This window comes from Portibacter marinus (genome assembly GCF_021533195.1).
Taxonomy (GTDB): Bacteria; Bacteroidota; Bacteroidia; order Chitinophagales; family Saprospiraceae; genus Portibacter; species Portibacter marinus.
Genome location: NZ_JAJNKB010000002.1, coordinates 195,667 through 221,370, shown reverse-complemented (window position 1 = coordinate 221,370; position 25,704 = coordinate 195,667). Strand labels below are relative to the sequence as shown.

At 39.2% G+C, this 25,704-nt stretch carries 23 protein-coding genes; 7 read left to right on the top strand and 16 right to left on the bottom strand.

The genetic code is table 11. The annotated features are described in order from the left end of the window. Positions 1-18: 18 nt before the first annotated feature. The 4 genes from L2567_RS05075 to L2567_RS05060 form a co-directional block, all read right to left on the bottom strand. On the bottom strand, positions 19-2,340 hold the full coding sequence (locus tag L2567_RS05075; protein WP_235296661.1) for an acyl-CoA dehydrogenase family protein: 2,322 nt from the start codon (positions 2,338-2,340) through the stop codon (positions 19-21). A gap of 78 nt (positions 2,341-2,418) precedes the next feature. Beyond that, on the bottom strand, positions 2,419-2,964 hold the full coding sequence (locus tag L2567_RS05070; RefSeq protein WP_235296660.1) for a CIA30 family protein: 546 nt from the start codon (positions 2,962-2,964) through the stop codon (positions 2,419-2,421). Positions 2,965-3,026: 62 nt separating this feature from the next. Then, positions 3,027-5,129 (bottom strand): pyrroloquinoline quinone-dependent dehydrogenase, encoded by a 2,103-nt coding sequence (locus tag L2567_RS05065; RefSeq protein ID WP_235296659.1) that lies wholly within the window; start codon positions 5,127-5,129, stop codon positions 3,027-3,029. Positions 5,130-5,273: 144 nt separating this feature from the next. Then, the gene (locus L2567_RS05060) at positions 5,274-7,553 is read right to left on the bottom strand and encodes a M1 family metallopeptidase (RefSeq protein WP_235296658.1); all 2,280 of its coding nucleotides are present in this window, start codon (positions 7,551-7,553) and stop codon (positions 5,274-5,276) included. A 123-nt stretch (positions 7,554-7,676) separates the two neighbouring features. Here L2567_RS05060 and L2567_RS05055 point away from each other — a divergent pair, with 123 nt between their 5' ends. Beyond that, complete coding sequence (locus L2567_RS05055; RefSeq protein WP_235296657.1) at positions 7,677-8,162, top strand: DUF6702 family protein; 486 nt, start codon at positions 7,677-7,679, stop codon at positions 8,160-8,162. Here L2567_RS05055 and L2567_RS05050 read toward each other — a convergent pair. From L2567_RS05050 to radC, 8 genes are all read right to left on the bottom strand, one after another. Beyond that, on the bottom strand, positions 8,147-8,830 hold the full coding sequence (locus L2567_RS05050; protein WP_235296656.1) for a hypothetical protein: 684 nt from the start codon (positions 8,828-8,830) through the stop codon (positions 8,147-8,149). The two genes, L2567_RS05055 and L2567_RS05050, sit on opposite strands and share 16 nt — an antisense overlap. A gap of 240 nt (positions 8,831-9,070) precedes the next feature. Continuing rightward, complete coding sequence (locus L2567_RS05045; RefSeq protein WP_235296654.1) at positions 9,071-10,009, bottom strand: EamA family transporter; 939 nt, start codon at positions 10,007-10,009, stop codon at positions 9,071-9,073. A gap of 4 nt (positions 10,010-10,013) precedes the next feature. Next, positions 10,014-10,625 (bottom strand): tetratricopeptide repeat protein, encoded by a 612-nt coding sequence (locus L2567_RS05040; protein ID WP_235296653.1) that lies wholly within the window; start codon positions 10,623-10,625, stop codon positions 10,014-10,016. Positions 10,626-10,634: 9 nt separating this feature from the next. Continuing rightward, positions 10,635-11,318, bottom strand: a complete 684-nt coding sequence (locus L2567_RS05035) for a spermidine synthase (protein ID WP_235296652.1) — start codon at positions 11,316-11,318, stop codon at positions 10,635-10,637. Beyond that, positions 11,318-12,523, bottom strand: a complete 1,206-nt coding sequence (locus L2567_RS05030) for a GlmU family protein (RefSeq protein ID WP_235296651.1) — start codon at positions 12,521-12,523, stop codon at positions 11,318-11,320. Before L2567_RS05030 ends, L2567_RS05035 begins: the two co-directional genes overlap by 1 nt. A gap of 94 nt (positions 12,524-12,617) precedes the next feature. Further along, on the bottom strand, positions 12,618-12,905 hold the full coding sequence (locus L2567_RS05025) for a type B 50S ribosomal protein L31 (RefSeq protein ID WP_235296650.1): 288 nt from the start codon (positions 12,903-12,905) through the stop codon (positions 12,618-12,620). 97 nt (positions 12,906-13,002) lie between these two features. Further along, positions 13,003-13,362, bottom strand: coding sequence for a YraN family protein (locus tag L2567_RS05020; RefSeq protein WP_235296649.1), 360 nt, complete (start codon positions 13,360-13,362; stop codon positions 13,003-13,005). Between the two features lie 471 nt (positions 13,363-13,833). Then, on the bottom strand, positions 13,834-14,508 hold the full coding sequence (radC, locus tag L2567_RS05015; RefSeq protein ID WP_235296648.1) for a RadC family protein: 675 nt from the start codon (positions 14,506-14,508) through the stop codon (positions 13,834-13,836). A 155-nt stretch (positions 14,509-14,663) separates the two neighbouring features. Here radC and L2567_RS05010 point away from each other — a divergent pair, with 155 nt between their 5' ends. After that, positions 14,664-15,737: a DUF3667 domain-containing protein gene (locus tag L2567_RS05010; protein WP_235296647.1), complete on the top strand. Its 1,074-nt coding sequence runs from the start codon at positions 14,664-14,666 to the stop codon at positions 15,735-15,737. Between the two features lie 98 nt (positions 15,738-15,835). Here L2567_RS05010 and L2567_RS05005 read toward each other — a convergent pair whose 3' ends face one another. The 4 genes from L2567_RS05005 to hemH form a co-directional block, all read right to left on the bottom strand. After that, a complete protein-coding gene (locus L2567_RS05005; protein WP_235296646.1) occupies positions 15,836-16,339 on the bottom strand; it encodes a hypothetical protein in 504 nt (167 codons plus the stop codon). A 9-nt stretch (positions 16,340-16,348) separates the two neighbouring features. After that, positions 16,349-17,659, bottom strand: a complete 1,311-nt coding sequence (gene odhB / locus L2567_RS05000) for a 2-oxoglutarate dehydrogenase complex dihydrolipoyllysine-residue succinyltransferase (RefSeq protein WP_235296644.1) — start codon at positions 17,657-17,659, stop codon at positions 16,349-16,351. A gap of 103 nt (positions 17,660-17,762) precedes the next feature. Beyond that, positions 17,763-19,070: a protoporphyrinogen oxidase gene (hemG, locus tag L2567_RS04995; protein ID WP_235296643.1), complete on the bottom strand. Its 1,308-nt coding sequence runs from the start codon at positions 19,068-19,070 to the stop codon at positions 17,763-17,765. Next, a complete protein-coding gene (hemH, locus tag L2567_RS04990; protein ID WP_235296641.1) occupies positions 19,051-20,106 on the bottom strand; it encodes a ferrochelatase in 1,056 nt (351 codons plus the stop codon). Before hemH ends, hemG begins: the two co-directional genes overlap by 20 nt. 145 nt (positions 20,107-20,251) lie before the next feature. Here hemH and hemA point away from each other — a divergent pair, with 145 nt between their 5' ends. The 5 genes from hemA to hemL are packed head-to-tail and all read left to right on the top strand — an operon-like array spanning position 20,252 to position 25,520. Continuing rightward, the gene (gene hemA, locus L2567_RS04985; protein WP_235296640.1) at positions 20,252-21,427 is read left to right on the top strand and encodes a glutamyl-tRNA reductase; all 1,176 of its coding nucleotides are present in this window, start codon (positions 20,252-20,254) and stop codon (positions 21,425-21,427) included. Beyond that, a complete protein-coding gene (gene hemC / locus L2567_RS04980) occupies positions 21,417-22,322 on the top strand; it encodes a hydroxymethylbilane synthase (RefSeq protein ID WP_235296639.1) in 906 nt (301 codons plus the stop codon). Before hemA ends, hemC begins: the two co-directional genes overlap by 11 nt. Then, positions 22,322-23,341, top strand: coding sequence for a uroporphyrinogen decarboxylase (gene hemE, locus L2567_RS04975; RefSeq protein ID WP_235296638.1), 1,020 nt, complete (start codon positions 22,322-22,324; stop codon positions 23,339-23,341). The genes hemC and hemE overlap by 1 nt, the downstream gene beginning before the upstream one ends. After that, the gene (gene hemF / locus L2567_RS04970; protein ID WP_235296637.1) at positions 23,338-24,243 is read left to right on the top strand and encodes an oxygen-dependent coproporphyrinogen oxidase; all 906 of its coding nucleotides are present in this window, start codon (positions 23,338-23,340) and stop codon (positions 24,241-24,243) included. The genes hemE and hemF overlap by 4 nt, the downstream gene beginning before the upstream one ends. Further along, positions 24,240-25,520, top strand: a complete 1,281-nt coding sequence (gene hemL / locus L2567_RS04965; RefSeq protein ID WP_235296636.1) for a glutamate-1-semialdehyde 2,1-aminomutase — start codon at positions 24,240-24,242, stop codon at positions 25,518-25,520. The genes hemF and hemL overlap by 4 nt, the downstream gene beginning before the upstream one ends. Positions 25,521-25,704 lie beyond the last annotated feature (184 nt).

The following is a 25,704-nucleotide window of genomic DNA, read 5'->3' as shown; positions in this document are numbered from 1 at the left end:
AGGCCAAAGATAAAATTTTCAGGTTACTATCCTGGCTCCAAGTAATTCATCCGGAATGTTAAAAGCTTCGACCAAACTCAGTACTTCAGGTCTGAGCTCCTGCACCAGCTTATTGACCACCCTTCTGATGGCTTTGGTTTTATTCCCAGTTACATAATCGTTTTCCAGGTACCAACCCTTATGCTTCTGCATGGTATCCAGTGCGTACAATTGGCATAACTTGGTCAAAGTCGTTGCACAAGCCGCATCTTCGGTTTCAGCAATCTTCTGATAAAACTTTTCCAGAATGATTTTTTCTATATAGGCTTCTGCCATCGTTTGCATATGGTTTTGACATCTTAAATAAGCCTGATAAGGGGTGATCCTGCGCTTTAAATAGTTGCGCATTCTCTGACCAACAGTGATGGTCAATTTCTGTGCTCTATAATCAAACGCACTGCGATGAAAGTCTTCATCCAGAAGATGCTCTGCATTGGTATTGCGGATGGTAATGGGGTTTAATTCAGTAATTGAAGTAGTAAATCTGCCAGCGAGAAATCTAATGATGGCCATGTATCCGCCATCATTGAAGTTATCTCTAAATTCTGACATTAATGCTTTTGCTACCAACTGCATCAATACGGTATTATCCCCTTCGAAGGTGGTAAATATGTCCGTATCTCCTTTGATATCAGCTATTCGATTTTCCATTAAGTAACCCTTTCCACCACATGCCTCTCTGCACTCCTGAATGGTTTCCGTGGCGTGCCAGGTAGCGTATGCTTTTAATCCTGCTGCCAGAGTTTCTACCTCCCGCATTTCACCGGTCCCATATTGCTTGGTATAAAAATCCTGCAAATCATGGAGCGCAAAATTTAAGGCATATGTTTTGGCTAATTTAGGAATGAGTCTTCTTTGGTGTGAAGGGTAATCCATAATAAGTGTCTCCTGTTCTCCATCTTTAGGAGCAAATTGCCTTCTCTTTATGGCATATTTAATCGCAATCGCAAGAGCAGACTTTGCTCCTGTATTACCGCCTATTCCAACACTTACCCTGCCTGCTACTAAAGCCCCAAGCATGGTAAAAAATCGTTTGGATGGATTTTCGATCGAACTGATATAATGGCCATCCTCGTCAATATCTCCGTATTTATTAAGTAAATTTTCTTTGGGAATTTCGACATTATCAAACCATATTCTACCGTTATCGACACCATTTAGCCCCAATTTATAGCCACAATCTTCGACCTTTATACCTTGCAACAAATTATGATGCCTGTCCCTCAAAGGCACCAAAAGAGCATGTACCCCCTGATTTTCTCCATTAACCATAAGTTGTGCAAATACAGCAGCCATTCTTGAATGCATGGCATTTCCAATGTATTCCTTTCCGGAATCGTGATCCGGAGAATGGATGACTATGGTCTTTTTATCATGATTGTAGGTAGCTGTCGTGGTCAATCCACGTACGTTAGAGCCGTGACCTGTCTCAGTCATGGCGAAACAACCCGGTAGATTCAGCTTCATCATGTCCTCCAGATATTTTTCGAAGTGGCGTTCTGTTCCTAAACCATATAAAGCACCTCCGAACAAACCAAACTGTACGCCAAACTTGATCAGCATAGAAAAATCATGAAAGGACAGACCTTCAAAAGCTGCAATGCTTTTAGCCACATCTCCTTTACCCCCATACTTTTCGGGGAAGGCGAACTTACTGATGCCCTGATCTGCCAGTAACTTCACCTGATTTAGCACTCTTAAGCGATGTTCTTCTTTATCCCTAATGATCTTATGTTCAAAAACCGGATCTCTGAGTAACTGCTTGATTCTATTGATTAATTCGCCATGTTTTCCATCTAAAATCATCTGCATTGTTTTGGGATCAAAACTGCCTTCATTGCTGATTTCTACCGTACTACTTTCTGGTTGCAGCTTGGTCTGAATCAAAACTTTACTGATCTCACTTTCTATGCCTAAGGCTTCCTCTATTTCCTTGAGTGCCTTTCTCGTTCTAGGAGCCCTCCACACCTCGTCTTTATCTCCTGAAGTACTGGCTTGAGCAATTTTAAGCCCCAACACGCTCAAATCCATTTTCTCATCCTCTTCCATTTCAGGAGCGTGTTTTCTGATCACTTTGATCCACTCCTTAAAATCCTCCGCACTGGGTGGTTTCGCCGGATTAAGCCATTTAACCAACTGTCTTTTGTCAGAAAAAGTCAGAAACGTTAAATCTTGAATTCTTTTGCGAATCAACTTTATTTCAGTGGGACTTAGTACCGTATCTGACCAGGTAACATAGAAAATGGGAAGTAAGGATAACACTCCCGGTGAATATTTGCTCTTCTTTGCTGTTGCACTCATATCTTGCCAAATTATATTACAATTATAACAAGATATACACCATTAAGATTTTAAAAAGCTGTTAAAACTATTATAATATTATTCGCTGAGTGCAATGTAATCTAGCTCCAGCTGAAATGAACCCTCTTGTTTATCTGCTATGAGAATACCGATTTGTTGGATCTCATCAGAAGAGACACCCGTTTTGTCTGGAAACTTTCTACCTCGGAAAGTTCCGACAACTTCACTCAACGGAATTTCGATCTTCTCCCACTGTCCTTTTGGTGTTGAAAAACCGTAATCGTAAGCAAGTCCATCAAAGTCATTCTCTTTACGTAGTCTAAATTGATATTGCTTGCCATCCCCTTTCAGCCTAATGATTACTTTGTTAAAATTGGAAGGCAATTGTTCTTTGATTGGCATTCTGACAGAGGCAAATCCGCCATTATTCTTCAGTGACACATTCCCACTAAATATAGCTTTGTCTTCCTCGGTCACGATCTGGCTTTCCGAAAGTCCACCCATTACTCCGTCATTGACAATATACCATTCGGGATCGTTCACTTTAAATTCTGTGAGGTAATAAACCTTGTTTGTCATGGTCACCATAGAGATCATTATAAAGGTGAAAAAATACGCTTTCATATCTTTCTAATACCTTGAAGTTTAAGAATGTTCTCCCTTATAGAAACTAAATCAATAACAGCTTAATTTTCATCGTCAATAGCATAGGCTACCAACTGATGTCCAGGTTTTGTTCCTAACTTTTCACCTCCACAAGCAAAGACAAGATATTGTTTGTTTCCAGCCATATAAGTCGTCGGTGTTGCAAAAGAGGCAGCTGGTAATCTATCCCACCATAGCAATTCCCCAGTATACCTATCGTATATTCTTACCTTACCATCCTTAGTAGCCGCGATAATTAATAAGCCATTTTCAGTGATTATGGGACCGCCATAGTTCTCAGACCCAGTTGCAGGATGACCTAATTCCATCAGACTGTCTATTTCACCAAATACGTTTTTCCATAAATACTCACCGGTGTTTAAGTCAATGGCACTCAGTGTTCCCCAGGGTGGACTAATTGCAGGAAGTCCATTGGCGTCCAAAAATTTCTGATATCCTGTATGTTTGTAGGGTATATTATATCGAAGCTCTGAACTTTCATGCACCGTAATCATTTCATCATCCTTGTCGAATAAAAAGTTAATAATGGCATCCTTATCTTTCTGATCAATAAATTCAAAACCGGGCATCATTCCTTTGCCATAATTTATCATCTCCATGATTTGTGGTCTGTTGAACTTTTCATTTACACTTTTTAAGGCAGGATAACCACTCAATGCATTCCCTTCCATATTTGCACCATGGCAGCTAGAGCAATATTGCTTGTATTGGTAAGCGCCTCTGGCTACCTGCTTGCCTTCCAAGTCAGCTACTTTTTCCATTTTAAGTATCCAGGCCATTTCATTTGAATTGATATAAATGATGCCATTTTTCGGGTCTACTCCTGCTCCGCCCCACTCTGCCGCTCCATCGTAGCCAGGAAGCAAAAGGGTGGGAATGGTGTCCGGTGGATGATAAAAGTCCCGATGGCTCGCTTGCATCAATCTCTTAATTTCATCCGGATTTGGAGCATAGGGACTAATATCTTTGTCCGATAACTCTGATGACAAACGAGCGAATGGCAGAGGTTTAGTTGGTAAAGGTTGGGTAGGCCAGGCTTCTTCTAGATTGGATGAGGGAACAGGCCTTTCTTCTATGGGAAACAATGGCTCTCCTGTGTACTTATCGAAAACATAGACATAACCTTGCTTCGTAGGTTGTACTACTGCCGATCTTTTTGCCCCTTTAATGTTTAGATCAAGAAGATTCGGGGGCGCTGGAAGATCCCTGTCCCAAAGATCGTGGTGCGTCAATTGTTGATACCAGATAAGCTCGCCGGTAGAAGCATCAAGCGCAAGCAAACAATTGGCATACAGGTTGCTTCCACTTCGGTGACCTCCATAAAAATCAGGTGCTAAAGATCCAGTAGGAACATAAAGGATACCTTCCTCTTCATCCACTGTCATCCCTGCCCAATTGTTTCCCGCACCTATTCCTTCGGTGTTCTTGTAGGCACTTTTATTTTCCCAAGTTTCGTAACCCTTCTCACCAGGATAAGGAATGACATGAAATGTCCATGCCAGAGAACCATCCTTTATATTAAATGCTCTTATATCTCCAGGTGCAGCGTTTGCCTGCTCCGCAACTCTGGTTGGCATCACAATGAGGTCTTCGTAAATAGCTCCTGGAGTATTAGATACTATATATTTCTCTCTTGCTATTGAAGGCAGGCCTGTTCTTAAGTCAAGGTACCCGTCTTTTCCAAATGTTTTGACAGGAAGTCCTGAGTCAGCGTTAAGCGCGATCAATTGATCACCTCTTGTGAACAGAATTCTTTTATCCCCCTCTTTTTCCCAATAGGAAACACCTCGACTTGTACTATGCCAGTCTTTAGTCGAATCCTCAAAAATCCATTTTTCTTCTCCGCTTTCCGCATCTAAAGCAAAGGCTTTTAACCCTGCAGTTACTCCGTACAATATGCCATCAACAACTATGGGATTCATCTGCATCTGCCCTGTATCAGGGGTTTGATAAACCCAGGCAATGCCAAGTTGATCCAAATTATCGGTACTGATTTGATCCAGTGTCGTATAATGTGAGCGTTGCGGATCGCCAAGATAATGGGACCAATTTTCATAGTCAGGTCGATCATCTGAGCAGGCTATAAATAAATAGAGACAAATAGGAAAAAGCAACCAACGCATCATTTGTTAAATGTAAAAAATAAAAAAGACTTGAAAATTGAATTTTCAAGTCCTCCTTGTCTTTTTTATTCAATAACTATATGCAATGACCACATCGAATGCTAAAGGCATCCATTGCTAAATCATTTCTACTTAATTTTTGGATTAAGCTTTCCCATCCAACTTATCAAACTTAGATTTTTTCTCCATTTTAGGAAAAACATTGTTTTCAGTATTGGTGTCCGCCGTTTCCTTGTATGGATCTAAAACAATTTTCTCCACTTCTTTTTCGAAGGAAAACATCTTTGTAATGCTGTCTTCGTCTAATCTCCATACTTCTGCAGGAATTCTTTCCAGCTTCGTACTACCATCTTTAAAGGTGAATTCAAGAATAATAGGCGTTACCAATCCACCTTTATTCGAAAACTTGATAGAATAGTAATTCTTTTGAGCTACTTCATCTATGATCTTCTGATCGTCCACTTTATTTCTATACTCTCCATACATACGGTCATCTGTTTCTACCAGTACGAAAGGCTTAGGCCCAGCGCTAAAATCGGTCTGTGGTGCAGGGACATCATCATGTCTGGGTGACTCTGCTACCTCTTCCTTTTCACTTTTCTTATTCTTGCGCTTCTTTTTCTTAGGAGCCTCTTCTATGTCCTTGTCCTCCATTGCCATACTTGGTTCTGCACCGATTTTCATCCACCTCACTTCATCTATTTCAACATCTACATGATCTACGGTATAAAACCAGCCTTTCCAGAACCAATCTAAATCTACAGCAGAAGCATCTTCCATGGTTCTGAAAAAATCTGCAGGCTCGGGATGCTTAAATGCCCATCGCTCTGCATATTCTTTGAATGCAGCATCAAAAAGCTCAGGCCCCATGATGGTTTCACGTAAAATATTCAGGGCAGTTGCCGGCTTTGCATAAGCATTCCAACCAAACTGTTTAACTTGTTCTGAATTGGTCATGATAGGCCTAATCTGATCTTTAGGCATGCTCATATAAGGCACAATCTTATCTGCTGGCCCCCTTCTGGAAGGGAAATCAACATACCCTTCTTGCTCCGTCAGGTATTGCACAAAAGTATTCAAACCTTCGTCCATCCACGTCCATTGACGTTCATCAGAATTAATAATCATAGGAAAGAAGTTATGACCAACTTCGTGAATAATGACACCGATCATTCCGTACTTAGTTCTATCAGAATATGTACCGTCTTCATTGGGCCTACCAAAATTGAAGCAAATCATAGGATATTCCATTCCTATCGAAGCGGCATGAACCGAAATGGCTTTAGGATAAGGATATTCAATGGTATGCTTTGAATATACTCTCAATGTAGCCGCAACTGCTTTTGTAGATTCTTCTTCCCATAAAGGATTTCCTTCTTTAGGATAGTAAGACATGGCGAGCGGGGTGCTATTTTCCAATTTGACAGCCTGAACATCCCAAATGAACTTTCGTGAACTTGCAAAAGCAAAATCCCTTACCATTTCAGCTTCGAAAACCCACGTTTTGCTTCCCTGTGTCTTACTTTTCTCATTTTCAATGGCTTCTTCTTCGGTCACAATAAGTACTGGCTTATCATATGTATTCCTGGCCTTTTCAAGTCTTTCTCTCTGAGTGACCGTCAATACTTCATCAGGATTCTGAAGTGTTCCAGTAGAGGCAACAATATGATCTTCAGGAACCGTAATGGCGACTTTGAAATCTCCAAACTCCAGCGCAAACTCGCCCCTTCCTAAAAATTGCTTATTCTGCCATCCGTTGACATCGTCATAAACTGCCAGTCTAGGGTAAAACTGTGCTATGGTATAGAGGTAGTTATCATCTTTTGGAAAGTATTCATATCCACTGCGTCCACCTTCACTCATCCGATCATTAATATTATAGTTCCAGGATATAGAGAACCTATAGTCTCCGCCAGACTCAATGGGTTCTGGCAGATCAATTCTCATCATAGTTTGATTGATGATGTACTTTAGTGGATTTCCATTGACATCTACTACTGAAGTGATATTAAACCCTCGATCTAAGTCCGGAGATTCCATATACTGAGAAAATATTTTAGCAGGAATGGTATCGCCTTCTTCAAGCATCCCATTGGTCTGAATCTTATAAGTATTGGAATTCTTATTTCTCATATTCTGATCCAATTGAACCCATAAGTACTTCAATTGGTCTGGGGAATTGTTGTGATAATGTATCTCCTCAGTTCCCTTGATGGTTTGCTGGTTGTCATCTAAAACCACCACCATATCATAATCAACTTTCTGTTGCCAGTAATCTTCTCCTGGCGCACCACTTCCTGTTCTATATTCATTTGGTGTGGGGAGATCTGGACCTAATTGCTCGAATTTTCCTTCCCACTCTTTCTGCCCATTGACATTTAAAGCTAGAAGGGAAATCGTCAACAAATAAAATAATTTTTTCATATTACTGTTTATGTTTACTGAATAGAATTGCATTGATGTAGCCGATTTGGCGTTTAATACTTTTCATCAATGACGCGTGAAAATAGTTTGAAACTTTCTCAACACATAATCCGTTTTTATTAAATGCAAATATTTCTTTTTTTGTTCGTCATATTTAACTCCTTTCACGACCTACACTTGAGTATGTGCTCTATTGTTTATAACGAAGATGCTCAAAGAATCGAGGTACAACAGCGAATTTTTTACGACGATCTGGAAAAATCGCTTCAAATTCAGATGCAGAACGAGCATTTCAATATTTTAAAACCAGAAGAAAGCACTTTAGATTACGATTCCCTTTTCCAGGAATATGCCAATCGCCATATCGATCTTTATGTCAATGATAAAGCCAGTGAACTCGAATTACTGGAGTACGAAATAAGCAACGATGCCATAGTGCTTTATTTGTTTAAGGCCAATGTTAAAAAATTGAAATCTATTGACATTTTTTCTCATATCCTTTTTGAACTTTTTGATGATCAGGATAATGTGATTTCTATTCAGGCTAATGGGAAGAAGCAAAGTCAAAAGTTTGATGTTCACTCGAAACCCTTTCAAATGATTTTTTGAGCCATAAGCTTGGCAGTCTTAACTGAAGGGTACAGTTCGTAAACAATGATTGATAAGATTTGTAAAGCGTCCTGTACCGCTCTTCCTGTAATAGGAACAGCAATTCTCTTCGATTCAAGATCCAGTTTGATTTTAGCAAGTTGAAGCGAATGCCATTTAAAATTAAGATTAGAAACTGGTGATAATTGTATAAGAATGGCCTCCTCACTTTTTGTGATTTGGAGCTTTTCTTCCTTTAGTATAAGTTCTAAAATATGTAGATTTCCATTGATCAGTTCCTGAATATATTGCATCAAAATTGTACTATCCGAAAAGTAGCTTGTTGTTGAGTTTTCAAGTATTTCCAATTTTGATTGCAAGTCTTCAATCATTTTCTGATGATCTGTTATTGGAACCTCACCAGGAGGAAAAGCAATCCAAGATTTTTTATCCTGTTCAATCCATTTTTTTTTGCTTTTTATGCGAGACTTTAACATTTGAATCTGATCCTTATAAGGATTTTTCAAATGGTTAAATATTTCCAATTTCCTTCTTTCTTCATTCAGCGCGTTCGATAGATAATGCGCTGCTTGAAATTCACCATGCTGGACTGAGTCTTCTAATTCAATTTCTAATTCCCTGACGCTATTTTCAAGTGACTCCAAGACAATATCCAGATCAGTTTTCATGATTTTTTTGACCTTAAGTTAATTTTTTAAAAAAAATCTCCAAAGATATGTGGCTTATTTAAATGGTGTCGTCTTAACAATGTAATCAGCCAAGATAATTGAGAAATATCTAATTAGGTTGAAACCAGGATCAAAACGGTCAATTTTTTCAAAGAATATAATTGCCTATAACGACTAGTCATTTAGCACCCCTCTTTACCAGAGAAATCAGGTATGAGAGCAAGCAAGTGATTGGCAGTGCTAAAGAGATTTAGCGCTGCTTTTTCTTTTGCGATTCTTGATGACAAGTAGAAGGTCCATGTTGGTGTTGATGAAATAAACTCCAGTCAACATCACGGCCATGGCCACTAAAGTCTGAGTGGTGATTACCTCATTTCGAATGAACCATCCTAAGAAAACGGCTACTATGGGATGTACGTAAGTGGAAGTAGCTACCTTTTCTGGAGATACATTTTTAAGCAAATAATTAAAGGCCGAGTAAGCTAAAATTGATCCAAATACAACCAGATAAATCCAGCTGTAATAAATTTGCGGTTCCCAATTCCAGATTTCAAGACCTTTTAAATCACCGGATAAATAGCTGACAAAGAATACCAACACACCAGCAATTAGCATTTGTAAGGCTGCTACCGTAAACATTGATTTTGGCAATTCAGCCTTACTGATAAAAACGGATCCAACTCCCCAGCATATGACTGAAAGCATGATGGCTGCAATTCCTTTGATATCCTCAGGACCGGCAACAACTTCCTGCTGACTGACCAGAAGATACATACCAACCATTCCAATGAAACAGCCGATGAATTTATTCCACTTGGGTAATACTCTGTTAAATAGCCACATCAACATGACGACTACCAATGGTTCTATGGATATGACCAGTGCAGTTATACCTGAATCTATGAATTGCTCTGCCCATACTGCCCCGCTAAGCCCTACTGCAAGAAATAAGATAGAAGATATAATCAGGTTTCGCCATTGTAATTGAGTAGGCATTTGCCATCTTCCAATAGCGTAGGTGATCAAAAGCAAAATGGTGCCGGCTACTAATAAACGAGACCACACCAGTGCGAATGGGGGAATGGATTCAATGGCTATAATATTAGCCAGATAAGTACTTCCCCATACGATGTAAATAATAAAAAAACAGACTACAATGAGGAAATTGTTAGAATTCAAGCCCTTATCTCATTTTAGGTCTTCTTCGCTTGCCGCCACCACCCATTTGTCGATATCCCTTTCGACCCATGGTTGCTGCTGCTTTAGCTTGGCCTCTATTAGAGAATGCTTTATCAAACTGTTGAATCTGCTCTTTAATCTGTCCCTCTGAAACCTTCAGTTTCTTGGCATCATTCAGATATATTTTGGCGGCAGTCCATTTGTTTTTCATGGCATTGATGTTCGCAAGTTGCAGCAAAACCATGGCTTTCTCGTTATCAGTCGGAAGCTTCAGTGCCAATGCTTTCTGAAAAAGATCTTCTGCTAGAGCATTGTCTTTTTTATTCATGGCAATAGATCCTTGCATGATATAGTAAATGGCTCTATTTGTTACGTACAACAATTTCGGAGACAAGGTCAATTTTAGTCTTTCCTCTGCGCCTTCAAAATCGGAAACTTGAACAAATTTTGCAGCCGAATTTACCGTTCCCAAAAGTAAATAACTCGCCAGAAGCCCTAGAGAAATGATAATAAACCACAATCCGTACCACACCCCAAAAGCAGCTGTCAGCCATATTCCCAGGATCATGGACACGATGATTAAGGCTATTTTGAGATATACATTTATCGTTAACATACTCTTGATTTATTTTGCCTGCGAAGGTACAATTTTCTTATTTAACAACATCTTGTTGCCGCTGGTTTGGATAAAAGACGCATTTGTGAAAATCTTTTGAAAAGTGTCTTCAAAAAAATTATCTGCGGCTTTTCTATCTTTCTCGTAGTGATATAAATGATTCCAAATCAGAAGTCCATTATCACTGAGACCATTTTTAAGGTCAGTGAGAAATGCTGGCTGTAAAAACTGATTAGGTATTAGGTCTTCGACAAATACATCCATGGCGATCATATCGTATTTTCTTTCATTCAGTTTCATGAAAATTTCAGCATCAGCTTGAATAATTTCCAAGGGTGCCTCTATTTTGTCAGCCATATATTTGTGAAATAAGTAGATGATTTGTTCATCGTATTCCACTCCGGTGAAGTGAGCCTTCAGGCCTTTCATCTCAAGCATTTTTGGTATGCTTCCCAGCCCAAAACCCAATATTAAAATATCTTTCCCGATGAAATCACCCAGGTCCAGCATTGCAAAGGTGTCCCAGAAATTATCGTATTTATCTTCGAAAGAATAGATGGCATTCTTAACGCATAATTGATATCTGCCTTTCGATAAACAGACATATAATTCTGGATTGACAGAGGAGTCGACACTTTCTATATGTATATCTGAGAAATGGGACAGCATTCTTTTCCACCATGGCTGCTTCATTATTCCCAGGATCTATACTTGGAAGATTGCTTAAAAATGCTTTCAATAATTTCCCGGTCGAGATCTGTCAAGCTCATTTTTCTTCTGGCCATGACGCGTTCCATTGTATCGAAAGCTTTGTCTAGCCTATAAGTTTCATATCCTTTTAAGCCACCCCATGCAAAAGATGGGATGAAATTACGAGGATAACCGGTTCCAAAAATATTAGAGGCGACACCCACTGTGGTACCTGTATTAAACATTATACTGATACCCGATTTTGCATGATCTGCCATGATAAGTCCACAGAATTGTTGGCCAGTTTTGATAAAGCGTTCACTACTATAATCCCAAAGCTTTATTTCGGTATAGTTGTTTTTTAAATTAGAAGTTTGAGTATCGGCACCTATATTACACCATTCCCCTACCACGGAGTTTCCCATATAACCGTCGTGTCCCTTATTGCTATAACCTAGAATAACAGAATTGTTAACTTCGCCTCCAACCTTAGACCAGGGACCAATCGTCGTGGCTCCATAAATTTTAGCTCCCATTTTAACAATTCCATGCTCACATAGGGCAAAGCCACCTCTAATCATAGCCCCTTCCATCACCTCAGCCTCTTTTCCAATATATATAGACCCGTGAGAGGTATTTAATATTGAGGCTTCTACTTTTGCTCCTTTTTCAACAAAAATTCTTCCGGTTCCTACTATCGTATTTGAATGACTGATAGGTTGAGTGGTTCTATTCTGGGTAATCAGGTCAAAATCTCTTTCAATTTCCTGACCATTTAATGTAAATATTTTCCAGGCTGCATCAATTAATTGAACCGATTCATCATCGGATATATCGTAACCTGTTAATTGTGAAATGGGAACGTCAGCCTCGAGGTTCTTAAATTGCTTTCGATCCAGGTGGGCTGCCAATAATTCATCGTTAAATATAATGGCTTGATTAACATCTAATTGACTAAAAAGGTCAACTAATTTCTTAGTTGGAAGTAGCGCACCATTAATCACAAGATTTGAATTCTCGATATGAATAGGATATTTTTTGGAGAGGTACTCCTGGGTGATGTATGAAGCTTTGCAATTCATCATCAATTCCCATTTTTCTCTTATGGTCAAAATACCCACTCTTAACTCGCAGACCGGTCGTGTATATGCCAATGGCAATAACTTGTCACGAGAATCATCATCAAAAAGTATTAGATTGGAATCCATGGTGATAAAAATAACAAAGCCCTGAAGAAATATTCAACAGGGCAATGAAAATTAATGTATTTTAATGATTCAGTAAAATAGAAAAGAGGAGGGATTATTCTGCAGCTGCATCTTGTTCCTCGTCCTTCTTAATACCGAAGTTTTTAAATTTCTTATTGAATTTATCAATTCTACCTGCAGTATCCACAAACTTCATCTTTCCTGTGAAGAATGGATGAGACTCAGAAGAAATCTCTAGCTTGATCAATGGATATTCATTTCCGTCTTCCCAAGTCGTTGTTTCCTTGCTTGGTGCACAAGACTTTGAAATAAATTCATAGTCACATGATACATCTCTAAAGACAACTGTTCTATAACTCTCCGGATGAATTTCTTTTTTCATAATCGTTTATTTAATAGCCTAATTGACTATATTTTTAAATTCGGAGTGCAAAGATAGAATATTTATATGAATTAGGAAAGCAATTATATGGAAAAAATTAAGGCACGAATGCATCTTTGATGTGTTTCAGAAAAGGTAGGCGGTTTTTTGGAAACAGTAGTGCAATAACATCAAATCTGATTTCCCAATCATGATTTATCTTTTCCATGTAGTGATAGGCTGTATCCATTAGCAATTTCACTTTCTTATGGTTCACTCCTGATTCCGGACAACCGTGTTTTAGAGAGGATCTTGTTTTTACTTCTACAAAAATTAATAAACCATCTTTTCTGGCGATAATGTCTACTTCTGCTCTGCTGAATCTGTAGTTGACTTCTAAAACTTCGTAATTATCAGCGATAAGATAGTCGACAGCGATTTGCTCTCCTTTTTTTCCAAGTTCATTATGTGCGGCCATGGTTTGTTCCTTTCATCAATTGCAAGTTCACTTAAAATCAGTATTAGCTATGTTGCTTAATTTGAAGTTTACATCTCAATATTTTTCTTGTGGTTTTCTTTATTCAATGGGGAAAGATCTATTAACTAGTAACCTTCTGGCAAATGGAATGTGCCAATCTCAAGGCAATTTTTACTGCTGATATTCTATTCTGTACACATATGAATTTTTTTAATTTAATGAACTTCTGGCAAATGGAATTTGCCAGTCCTAAAGCAGTTTACTGCTAATAAAGAGACCTCTTTAAAAGACAAAATTTTTATAAACGATCTTAAGGCATAGGGAATTTGCCAGTCCCAAAGCACTTTACTACTGATATTCTATTCTGTACACATAAAAAATGTTTTAATTTAATCACCCTCTGACAAATGAAATGTGCCAGTCCCAGACTCCATTTTCTACTCATAAAATAGGTTAAATTCAACATCATTCTCACATTTCACCTTCGTCCCGAAAACTGTAATATCCTCCATTTCCTACGATCAAATGATCGTGCACTACAATGTCAAGTTGACGTCCAGCATCTATCAATTTGTTCGTCAACATTAAGTCGTTTCGACTGGGTTTCAAGTTACCTGACGGATGATTGTGAAATAGAATTACTCCAGTAGCCAAGAGTAAAATGGCCGGCTTAAAAATCACTTTCGGATCCACTATCGTCCCCGCAACGCCTCCCACACTGATCCTTTCTCTTGCTAGTATACGATTCCCTCTATTCAAATATGCCACCCAAAACTCCTCTACTTGTAAATCTAGAAACAGATTTTTGACTTCCTCGTAGGCTTCTTCTGAACTTGTGATCTTGCGTCTCTTCACCTTGCGCTCACTTCTCCTGTTAGCCAATTCCATAGCTGCCTTTATCGCTATTGCCTTCGCATGACCTATGCCCTGGATTTCCATCAACCACTCAATGTCTTTTATGGCCAACTTATCCAGATTGTTATCTGACGCTGCCAAAAGTTCCTTGGCCACCTCCAATGCACTTTTGGTCCGTGTTCCCGAAGAGAGTATAATTGCTAATAATTCAGCATTTGTAAGTTGTCTGGGACCAAGCATATAAAGCTTTTCCCTCGGCCTGTCCTCCAAAGCCCAATCTTTAATAATCATCTGTATTTCTTACCACTTGTTAGAATGAACCGAAAGCAATACAAACAAGCGTTTGCATGCTTTCGGCCATCATTAAATAAACCTTTGCCTATTAGTGTAAGAATTTGTCCAAACGTTACCTTAGATTGAAAGAAAATTTCAATATTTTACAACTGATGTCAGAAACCACCCAAAATATTTGCCCTAATTGCAGTACGGAAAATCCGCCAGGCTACAATTATTGTATTTCTTGCGGACAGAAAAACAGACCTTTAAAAATCACATTCTTTGAATTCATCAAAGAGTTTTTTAACATCGTTCTAAATCTTGAAAATAAATTCTGGAGGACACTGGGCTATGTTTTTGTGCCTGGAAAATTGACCCAACTATTCTTCGAAGGTAAACGCGCGTCTTTTTATCACCCACTCAGATTGTATATTGTTTGTGTGATCATATTCTTTACTGTGATTTCTCTATTGAAACTGGACAACGTCATCAAATTTGATAATGACACATTAAATTTAGGTCAAAGGTATAATAACAAGAAAGTCGTTTATGATCAAAAACCCATTCTAGGTGCAACGCTCGATTCTTTGAGAGAAATTTATACTAATACCCAACAGAGAGCACTATTGGATTCGCTTGATAAAGAACTTTACCTTGTTCATCGATCAGACACCATTTATTTAAATAGTTCTATAGGCAAAGATTCCAACACATTTAAATTTATTTCTAATACCATTCAGTATACCAATGAAGAAATCTACAATGGTGACATTGATACAGTGGTTGCCAATAAAAATCTAAACAATTTTATAGATCGCATTGCATTTAGACAATATATAAAGGCTGCACGCGATCTGAATTCACTCAACAACTTCATTTTTGCCAATCTCACCTGGCTTTTTCTGGCCGTGATTCCCATTTTCTCACTGATTTTAAAAGTCTTTTATATCAGAAGGAAAAGATATTACATGGAACATTTTGTCTTTCTCCTCCATCTCTTTTCAGCCTTGATTTTATTTTCTGCAATCATTTTAGGAATACTTGTACCTCTAGAGTACAATCAAACCATTGCAGGGCTTATGGCTATGATCGGCTTGCTATTTCCCTATTTTGCCTTTAAGAATTATTACAAACAAGGAAACATAAAGACCATCATCAAATATATATTGATAGGCATTGTCTTCTTTGTAGTCTTTCTAGTTACTTTCCTACTCTTTGTGGTGATTACAGCGGCTTTATTCTAATCCATCGAAATTTAGGCGAGATATCATCCAAACTTCTAATCTTAAAAGTGAATCCTCATTAAGGATGAGTAGTTTGATATTTTATGTCAATGGTTACTCTAACGGGCAAGTCTTTTCATAGCTACGCGAATCACAACAAAAAGCGCAATTAAGATGATAATGACATAGAAAAAAGGAAATCCTGTAAATGCAATGATTCTGGTCCTGTCCAGTGCCCACATCAATGCAAGAAGGACTAAGATGATCACCATCAGGGCAGGTAGTTTTCCAAAACCCGGAATCTGATCCAATGCGACATTCTTTTTTACCAGCCAAATGGTTAAAACCATGCTGATAATTGGTAAGATCTGAGTGTATATATTTATTTCATTGACCGACATCCGCTCAAATAAAAATTGATAAATACTCAATGTAATCGCAAATATTCCGGGTACACAGGCAAAATAAATAATGGCACAATAAAAATACTTCCATGGTGTAAGATGTCCATCTCCTCTTCCAAAAATCCATCCCAGCAAGGCGCTTAATGGAACCGCTATGAAGTAGAAGATAACAATCGAAGGATTTTCACTCAATACATTAAAAAAGTCACCTAACGTCATCTTTCCTGCTTACAAGTCTAATAACAGCGTAGTCGGGTCTTCGAGCAATTGCTTGACTTTCACTAAGAAAGTCACGGAAGAACTTCCATCAATGACCCTGTGATCGTAAGATAAGGCCAAATACATCATGGGTCTTATTTTCACTTCACCATCGATCGCCATGGGTCGTTGCTGTATGGTGTGCATACCCAAGATGGCAGATTGAGGTTCATTGATAATAGGTGTGCTCATCATTGATCCAAAAATTCCACCATTGGTAATCGTAAAAGTACCACCTTTCATTTCCTCAAGGCTTAGCTTTCCATCCCTTGCTTTTACAGCCAATTCTTTAATCTTTTTTTCAATTTCTGCAAAGGTTAATGATTCAACATTATGAACCGGGGGAACTACCAATCCATTAGGCGTTGAAATGGCGATAGATATGTCTGCATAATCGTGGTAGATCAATTCATTGCCATCTATTTGCGCATTGACCTCAGGCATTTCCAAGAGTACCTTGGCACACGCCTTGGCAAACAAAGACATAAATCCTAATTTGATGCCATTTTTCTCTACAAACCTGTCTTGATAAGTCTTTCTCAATTTCATAATCTCTGTGAGATCAACCTCATTAAAGGTAGTGAGCATCGCGGTATTATTCTTCGCAGAAACCAATCTGGATGCTATGGTCCTTCTCATTCTGCTCATTTTCTCTCTCCTCACATTTCTACTGAAAGTTTCCTTACTTTTGGACTCGTTGGTGGCTGCCTCTGAAGTTTTATTTGGAGTCTCAGAAGCAACGGAAGAACTCTTTTCGGCACTGCTGCTATCCTTATCGGCTACCGCTTTCTCAGCATCTTCCTTCGTTATCCTTCCATCTTTTCCAGTTCCAATTACCTTTTTAGCGTCAACACCCCCTTCTCTCAATATTTTAGCAGCTGCTGGAGAGGGATGTCCGGTAGCATAGCTATCTTCACTTTCCGCCGATTCTTCAGAATCAGCTTCTTCTTTCTTATCCGAGGGTTGTTTCGATGCAGACTCTTCTTTCGAGACTTCTTCTTTCTCCTCTTTAGAAGCAGAATCGTCGCCACCGGGAGCGGATACACTGGTATCTATTTTAGCCACAAGTGCACCAATCTCAAGATCGTCATCCTCCTGTGCAACATGAATCAGCTTTCCTGCTGCTTCTGCGGGAAATTCTAAAGTAGCTTTGTCACTCTCAAATTCACAAATCGGCTCATCTAGGGACACGTAATCACCATTGGCCTTTAACCATTGCGATAAGGTCACTTCCGTAATTGATTCCCCGATTGTAGGAACCTTCATCTCAACTATGCTCATTTTTAGACTAGTTTAAAATATTCTTTAATGTGGCTTAAAATATAAGTCTTTCCTTTTCAAATATGCTAAAAATTATTTGACTGCACAATATTTGAAGCGGAGATCAAGAAGAGATCAAGCGCTTGGCCAGTGCTTGATTGTACTTAATGCAGTTAGGGACAGACACCCCGGAGACAAAAGATCCACTTAACTCGAAATCAGCAAGTGCCAATATTTCTTTTTTCCTCGAAAGATAGGGTCTATTAAATTGTGGAATTCCATTTGCCCATATCGTATGACAGTGCAATGTAGCTGGTCCTTTGATCTTTTTTAAATCAAGAAATTCCTGAATAACGAGCTGACTTTCCCTCTTGAAATCCATGTCCTCCCAGTAATCCATGAAAATGGTGAAAGTGTGCAGTCCTTTTCTTGATCTGGAGGGGAAGAGATTTGAATTATAAATAGCGCCTTTTAATGGCGAGGTATGGTATTGGGAACATAAAAAACCAAAGGCTTCATGTTCTTTCTGTCCCTCATCCTCAATTGATACGTGTAAAAGAGCGATAGAACTGTAAGTAATAGAGGAAAGTAAGCTTGCTAGCTCAGGAGATCGCTTTTGAACGATGGGGGCCAAGGCAAATGCAGGAAGGGTTGAAATAAGCTTGTTGCACGTCCACTCAGATTCAGTGGTTTTGACTACGTATCTATCGCCAATGTGATCAAGGCTTATAACATATTGCCGAAACAATATACTCTCCAGCCTCGCAGCTAATCGTTGCATCATGGAAGCTGTCCCACCTTTTATTCCAAAAATTTTTCGCCCTCCACCACCATTGCTTTTAGTCATTCGGGCCACCACTTTGATTAAACTTCCCATTTCCTGTTCTTTCGCAAATATTTCAGGCATCACTGCCTTCATTTCCATTTGTTCAATGTCACCATTGTAAATTCCTGAAAATATTGCACTTATGATATTCTTTGTGATTTCGTCACCAAAATGATATTGAAAAAAGGAAGCAACGGTTGGGTTAAGATCACCCACTGGTCCTTTAAATACTTCTTTTATAATTTTCCACTTTGCATTCCAACTCAGGTAATCTGATGACAAGATTTTAGCTGGATGCGGCTCAATATTTGAGATTTTCCCATTGATCACTAATTGTCTGGCCTTAGCAGTGTCATCTGGTTCTTCCAGTAAATCCTCAAGTTGGTACGCTTCGAAAAAAGAACGGAGCTCATTATCTGCAGCGATAGTATGGGCAGCTCGATCCCAAATTAGGTCATCCTTATTTACAGATTGTAAAACACCACCAGGAACATCGCTTTTTTCTAAGACCAATACATCAGCACCACTAGCCTGCAGCTCATTGGCCACGACCAATCCACTCACACCTGCGCCTAAAACAATGTAATCAAAATGTGTTGGTTTCACTTAGGCTTATTTCCGGTTCAAATTCATTGATCCATTTCGCAAGTAATTCCGCCCATTCATCATCATCATTCAAACAAGGTACCATTTTAAACGCTTCGCCACCATTCTCCAGGAACTCTTCCTGACCTTCCATTTCTATTTCTTCTAATGTTTCGAGGCAATCAGAGACAAACGCGGGACAAACGATCAGTAATTTTTTCACTCCTTCATCAGGGAGTGCTTCCAGCCTTTTGTCCGTGAATGGCTGCAGCCAGGGATCATTGCCTAGTCTTGACTGAAAACTGGAAGCTACTTTGTCTTCAGCAAGTTGCAATTCTCCATTAATCAATTCAGTCATCTTAAGCGTCTGGTGACGATAACAAAACTTCTGACATGGATGAGGAACTTCACAACAATTGTCCACTTTTAAGCAGTGACCACCTGAAGGGTCCGTTTTACGTACGTGTCTTTCAGGAATACCGTGATAGCTAAAAAGAACCTGATCATATTGATCCGGGTTGTGATTCGCTATTTTATCAGCCAATAATTTGATGTATTCCTTAGAATTGTAGAAGGGTGGCATGACCTTTAAACCAACCTGATGACTCATTAATTTTAATGATTCTCTCACTTTAACTTCTACCGTTTCATAGGAGCTCATGGCATAGTGAGGATACAGCGGAATGAGTAAAATTTCTTCGACAAATGGATTTTCTTCCTTAATTTTCAGTAGCACATCCTCGATAGAAGGATTACCGTAACGCATTGCCAGATAGACCGGAAACTCAGTGCGATTCGCAACTTTTTCCTGAAGCCGTTCTGAAATCACGATCAAAGGTGAACCTTCGTCCCACCAAATTTTTCGGTATGCTTTAGCACTTTTACCGGGGCGAAAATTCAATATGATGCCACGAATCAAAAGAACTCTTTTCCAATAGGCCAGATCAATCACCCGCTCATCCATCAGAAACTCGTCCAGATACTTTCGAACATCTTTTTTAGCAGTGGAATCCGGAGATCCTAAATTGACCATTAATGCGACTTTCTTACTTCCCACTTCTATATTTTGAGTGCAAATTAAACTTAATCCGTCCACATTAGTTGGAACTAAGCATTGGCTTTTACAATTATATGACACAAAAACCCGTGTTATCAGAGGTTTTTACAAGTATTTTTGCGTTTCAATTATTAAAGCAAATTATTTGAACTGGACGGTTATAGGCGTAAATTATCAAAAGGCTAATCTCAGTCAACGCCAAAAGTATGCCCTGAATGAAGATCGTATCATAGAAACCTTTCACTTGCTCAAAAAGTCCGGAATTCAACAAGCATTGATTATATCCACCTGTAACCGAACAGAGTTTTTTATTCCCATCGATCAAAAGCAGACTGCTATTGACCTGATCACGACACACATCTATCAAAATGACGTCGAACCCGAGCTTTTTCACTGCAAAAAAAATGATGAAGCAACCAGATATTTTTTCAGGATTTGTAGTGGGTTAGAATCACAGATTGCTGGCGATTATGAAATTCTAGGACAGGTAAAAAAAGCTTGTGCCCTGGCTAAGCAAAACGGAATGATTTCAGGAACGTGGGAAAGAATCATAAACAATGCTTTATCAGCTGCGAAAAAAGCCAGAACGGAAACTGGATTCTACAGCGGTGCTAGCTCCACCAGTTATGCTTGCATAGAATACCTGCGCAATGCTGATATTGACATGGAAAATCTTAAATATATTATTTTAGGAGCGGGAAAAATTGGCAGCCACACCATTGACCACTTACTGAAATTGGTCCCTGCTGAAAATATCACACTCACCAACCGTTCGATAGACAAAGCCACAGCACTTGGCGGAAGAAAAAATATCAATATATTACCCTTTCATCAAATGCACCAAAATATTGCACAATTTGATGTCATCATTTGTGCAACTAATGCTCCTCATTTTATCATTACAGCTGAGCATATTATTGAGCATAAGAATCAATATATCATAGATCTTTCCGTTCCTTTAAATGTGGATCCCTCACTAAAGAGCCGACCCAATATTCAGCTCCTAAATGTTGATGAATTATCTGAAATAATCAACCAAAATCTAAAGAAGCGTGAAGCTGAAAAAGCAGTCGTTGAGCAAATTATAGAAGACCGTATTGAGGATTTAAAAGCGTGGTTCACCATTAAATCTGGAATGCCAATGCTTGCAGAACTTAAGGAGGAACTTGCTGACATGAAAAGGGAGGCTTTGATGAACGTCGATTCAGGAGAAAGAGCACATTCTGAAAAGTTTTTGAATGAGTATACCGATGAACTTTTCAATCAACTCTCTCAGCAATGGATTAAGAAAGTGCGAAACAGGGCTGTGAATGCAGATTAGAATTGGTACTCGAAAAAGCAAACTAGCCCTTTGGCAGGCAAATCATCTATTGAAAAGAATCCAGGATCTGGGATTAAAAGCAGAATTGGTCCTGATAGATTCTCTTGGAGACATCGATAAAAAATCCAAATTAGAATCCCTAAATCAGACAGGTATTTTTACAAAAGCTCTTGACCGAGCCTTAATAGATAACAAAATTGACCTGGCCATTCATTCACTCAAAGACTATCCCACCCTGCCACTCGAAGGCATTAAGGTCATAAGTACGGGGCGACGCGAAAATCCTAAAGATGTCCTGGTCAATAATGTCATTGAAAAAAGCATTTCAGCTTCTACTTTCAAAATAGGAACTGGATCCGTGAGGCGTAAGGCACAGTGGTTGTTCAAATACCCCAATTCTGAGTTTGTTCCATTAAGGGGAAATGTCCCCACCCGACTTGAGAAGCTGTGGGATTCAGATTGGGATGGGATCATCATGGCTTATGCGGGCATGTCCAGGCTTAATCTTATCAATGGTCAATGCACCGAACTGGATTGGATGATACCGGCACCATCGCAGGGTATCCTGGGCATTAGTTACAGATCTGATGATGCATTTATAGATAAAATGGGACATCAACTGGTAGATCCAGATACTCAATTATGTGCTGAAATAGAAAGAAAGTTTCTGAATTTGCTGGAAGGTGGATGCAGCGCACCGATTGGTGCATTGGCTAAGGTTCGCAGTGATCAGATCATCTTCAAAGGATGCTTGCATGATCCAAATGGTAAAGCGGCATTTTATGTCAATGAATCCGTCGATAAAAATTCAGCATTGGAATACGTTTCGGACTGGGTCCAAAATATTTTGGATGAAGGTGGAGATAAAATCATGTATAAAATTAAACATCAATAATGAACAACCGTTTCATCAAAGTTTTAAAGGGAGAAGCAGTAGATAGGCCACCGGTATGGATGATGAGGCAGGCAGGAAGATATTTGCCTGATTACATGAAACTGAAAGCAAGGTATTCTTTTTTCGAAAGAATTGAAACACCGGAATTGGCCACCGAGATCACTGTGATGCCGGTCCACCAGGTTGGTGTAGATGCGGCCATCTTATTCTCTGACATCCTGGTTATTCCTAAAGTTTTAGGCATCGATGTAGAACTGATTCCAGGCAAAGGACCGGTTCTGGACTGGACCGTTAAAAGTGAATCAGAATATAAAAAGCTGAATGGTGAGGATATCATTTCAAGGATGCCAACTGTCGAAGCCTGTATTAAAATGATCAAAGCGGAGCTCCCTGATCATATACCACTCATTGGATTTGTGGGATCGCCATGGACAGTTTTTTGTTATATGGTTCAGGGAAAGGGATCAAAAGATTTTTCTGAGGCCAAGTCTTTTGCTTATAATCATCCCAGCCTGGCTTTAAAAATTCTGGATAAGATTACCATAGCAACCATAGAATATCTGGGGCATCAAATTGACAGCGGCGTTGATGTATTTCAGGTTTTTGACAGCTGGGGTGGTTTATTAGATCGAAAAAACTATCTGCAATTCAGTTATCCGTTTATTAAGCGAATTTGTGATGCATTTCCTGACTTTCCATCTATTGTTTTCGCTAAAGGTGGATGGCACTTATTAGATGATCTTAACCAGCTACAATGCAATGCATTAGGACTAGACTGGACCATTTCTGCAGATTATGCAAAATCAAAGGTTAGTAAAGATAAAGTATTACAGGGCAACCTTGATCCGTCGATGTTGCTTTCATCAGATGAGATCCTGGTTCAAAGAACAAATGAAATGATTGCGTCTTTTGAAGGACATCCCTACGTCGCCAATCTAGGTCATGGTATTCTGCCAAATATTCCTGTAGAAAAGGCAAAGCTTTTTATCCAAACGGTAAAAAACTATAGGTATTCATGATCAAAGATCGATTTGAGAAAAAAATTAAATTACTTCAAAAAGAGATCGTTGGTGCTTTTCTAAACGATGATCCTGATTTAATACTACTTGAAGATGAATGGGAAAGGCCTGGTGGCGGAGGTGGATTCTCCAATATTCTATCTAATGGTAAATACATAGAAAAAGGGGGAGTCAACATTTCTATGGTACATGGAGAGCTCCCGGAAGAAATGAAAGAGCGTCTACATGCCAAATCAGCAACGTTTTATGCTTCTGGTATTTCCCTTGTTATTCACCCCTTGAATCCTTTTGTTCCCACAGTCCATTTCAATATCCGTTATTTTGAACTCTACGAATCTGACCAAATGGTCGACAGCTGGTTTGGAGGAGGAATGGATATGACTCCTTATTATATTTTCGAAGAAGATCCGATACATTTTCATCAGGTTTTAAAGTCCGTTTGCGATCAATTCAATGGAGAATTCTATCCTACCTTTAAACCTAAATGTGATGAATACTTTTATAATGCGCACAGGGATGAACACCGTGGCGTAGGTGGTATATTCTACGATTATTTGAAAGGAAGGCCGGAATTTCACTTGGCATTCACTAGCGCAGTTGGCGATGCTTTTCTAAAAGCATACATGCCCATATTTCAGAAAAGAAAAGATAACACATACGACGAACATCATAAAGAATGGCAAGAAATCAGAAGAGGGCGATACGTAGAATTTAACTTAATCCATGACCGTGGAACACTTTTCGGCTTGAAAACAAATGGAAGAACTGAATCTATCCTGATGAGTTTACCGCCTACTGTACGTTGGGTTTACAACCATCATCCTGCAGCCGGCAGCGCTGAAGCACAATTATTAAAAGCCTTAAAGCCAAGAGACTGGGCATCAGAAAATATAAATCTATGACGAACCACACATTGACGAACAGCGAACAACTTTTTTCAGCATCAAAAAAATATATTCCAGGAGGAGTCAATTCCCCTGTTAGGGCCTTTAATTCTGTAGGTGGTACACCTGTTTTTATCAAAAGAGCTAAAGGTGCTTATCTTTTTGATGAAAATGACAATTCATATGTAGACCTGATCAACTCCTGGGGACCGATGATCCTTGGGCACGCCCATCCAGAGGTCATAAAAGCTGTAACCGAACAGATACAACATAGTTTCACATATGGTACACCCACAGCTAAAGAGCTTGAAATGGCCAAATTGATCTGTGAAATGGTTCCTGATCTGGATATCGTACGAATGGTCAATTCTGGTACAGAAGCATGTATGAGTGCTATCAGACTGGCAAGAGGATATACGGGCAAAAAGAAAATCATCAAGTTTGCCGGCTGCTACCACGGCCATCATGATAGCTTTCTTGTCCAGGCTGGTAGTGGTGCCTTGACATTGGGAAGCCCAAATTCGCCTGGCGTCCCTGAGGAAACTGCGTCCAATACACTTATAGCGTCTTACAATGATCTGGAATCTGTGAGAGCACTTTTTGATCTTCATGATGACATTGCATGTGTAATTATTGAACCAGTCGCAGGAAACATGGGATGTATAGTGCCTGAAGAAGGTTTCTTGTCCGGCATTAAAGAATTATGTCACCGCAACGGCGCTTTATTTGTGCTGGATGAGGTCATGACAGGCTTCAGGTTAGCTCCTGGTGGTGCTCAACAGCTTTTTGACATAAGGGCGGATATTATTTGCTTTGGAAAGATCATCGGTGGTGGCATGCCCGTAGGTGCTTTCGGTGGCAAGCGTGAAATATTCGAGCACCTGGCACCCTTGGGACCTGTATATCAGGCGGGTACTTTGTCTGGCAATCCGGTAGCCATGTCTGCTGGAATAGCTACACTAACCATCTTAAAGGATAACCCCTCGATTTACGTCGACCTGGAAGAAACGGTTAAAACATTGCATAAAGAATTGGATACAATTCTTGACGAGAAAGGTATTGACCACACCATTAATTCTATAGGGTCTATGATCAGTATTTTTTATCTGGAGGGACAAGTCAAGAGTTTTTCAGATGCGAAATCGACGAATACCAAACTCTTCTCTAGAATTTTCCATCATGGCTTGAAATCCGGCATTTACATGCCCCCTAGCAATTATGAATCTTGGTTTTTGGGTCAAGGAATTGGTGAAGTTGAGATTGAAAAAATCTTGAATACCTTTCGGACATTCTAAGTTTGAATGGAAATTGATTTGAAGATCCTTTGCAGAGTCCCTACAACATGCAATAGTTTGCACTGTACATATTTAAAAATTTTGATATGTTAAATTTCCGACATTGACCCAGAACGATGAAACAATGTACATGATGATTCGTTAACAAATTGTTATTAAGACAATATTGCGAATACCATTCACA

What these genes read in the sequence shown, in the direction of transcription:
- L2567_RS05075 (WP_235296661.1), bottom strand. Translation starts at nt 2,340, where the DNA reads ATGAGTGCAACAGCAAAGAAGAGCAAATATTCACCGGGAGTGTTATCC.
- L2567_RS05070 (WP_235296660.1), bottom strand. Translation starts at nt 2,964, where the DNA reads ATGAAAGCGTATTTTTTCACCTTTATAATGATCTCTATGGTGACCATG.
- L2567_RS05065 (WP_235296659.1), bottom strand. Translation starts at nt 5,129, where the DNA reads ATGCGTTGGTTGCTTTTTCCTATTTGTCTCTATTTATTTATAGCCTGC.
- L2567_RS05060 (WP_235296658.1), bottom strand. Translation starts at nt 7,553, where the DNA reads ATGAAAAAATTATTTTATTTGTTGACGATTTCCCTTCTAGCTTTAAAT.
- L2567_RS05055 (WP_235296657.1), top strand. Translation starts at nt 7,677, where the DNA reads ATGCAAATATTTCTTTTTTTGTTCGTCATATTTAACTCCTTTCACGAC.
- L2567_RS05050 (WP_235296656.1), bottom strand. Translation starts at nt 8,830, where the DNA reads ATGAAAACTGATCTGGATATTGTCTTGGAGTCACTTGAAAATAGCGTC.
- L2567_RS05040 (WP_235296653.1), bottom strand. Translation starts at nt 10,625, where the DNA reads ATGTTAACGATAAATGTATATCTCAAAATAGCCTTAATCATCGTGTCC.
- L2567_RS05035 (WP_235296652.1), bottom strand. Translation starts at nt 11,318, where the DNA reads ATGAAGCAGCCATGGTGGAAAAGAATGCTGTCCCATTTCTCAGATATA.
- L2567_RS05030 (WP_235296651.1), bottom strand. Translation starts at nt 12,523, where the DNA reads ATGGATTCCAATCTAATACTTTTTGATGATGATTCTCGTGACAAGTTA.
- L2567_RS05025 (WP_235296650.1), bottom strand. Translation starts at nt 12,905, where the DNA reads ATGAAAAAAGAAATTCATCCGGAGAGTTATAGAACAGTTGTCTTTAGA.
- L2567_RS05020 (WP_235296649.1), bottom strand. Translation starts at nt 13,362, where the DNA reads ATGGCCGCACATAATGAACTTGGAAAAAAAGGAGAGCAAATCGCTGTC.
- radC (WP_235296648.1), bottom strand. Translation starts at nt 14,508, where the DNA reads ATGATTATTAAAGATTGGGCTTTGGAGGACAGGCCGAGGGAAAAGCTT.
- L2567_RS05010 (WP_235296647.1), top strand. Translation starts at nt 14,664, where the DNA reads ATGTCAGAAACCACCCAAAATATTTGCCCTAATTGCAGTACGGAAAAT.
- L2567_RS05005 (WP_235296646.1), bottom strand. Translation starts at nt 16,339, where the DNA reads ATGACGTTAGGTGACTTTTTTAATGTATTGAGTGAAAATCCTTCGATT.
- odhB (WP_235296644.1), bottom strand. Translation starts at nt 17,659, where the DNA reads ATGAGCATAGTTGAGATGAAGGTTCCTACAATCGGGGAATCAATTACG.
- hemC (WP_235296639.1), top strand. Translation starts at nt 21,417, where the DNA reads ATGCAGATTAGAATTGGTACTCGAAAAAGCAAACTAGCCCTTTGGCAG.
- hemE (WP_235296638.1), top strand. Translation starts at nt 22,322, where the DNA reads ATGAACAACCGTTTCATCAAAGTTTTAAAGGGAGAAGCAGTAGATAGG.
- hemF (WP_235296637.1), top strand. Translation starts at nt 23,338, where the DNA reads ATGATCAAAGATCGATTTGAGAAAAAAATTAAATTACTTCAAAAAGAG.
- hemL (WP_235296636.1), top strand. Translation starts at nt 24,240, where the DNA reads ATGACGAACCACACATTGACGAACAGCGAACAACTTTTTTCAGCATCA.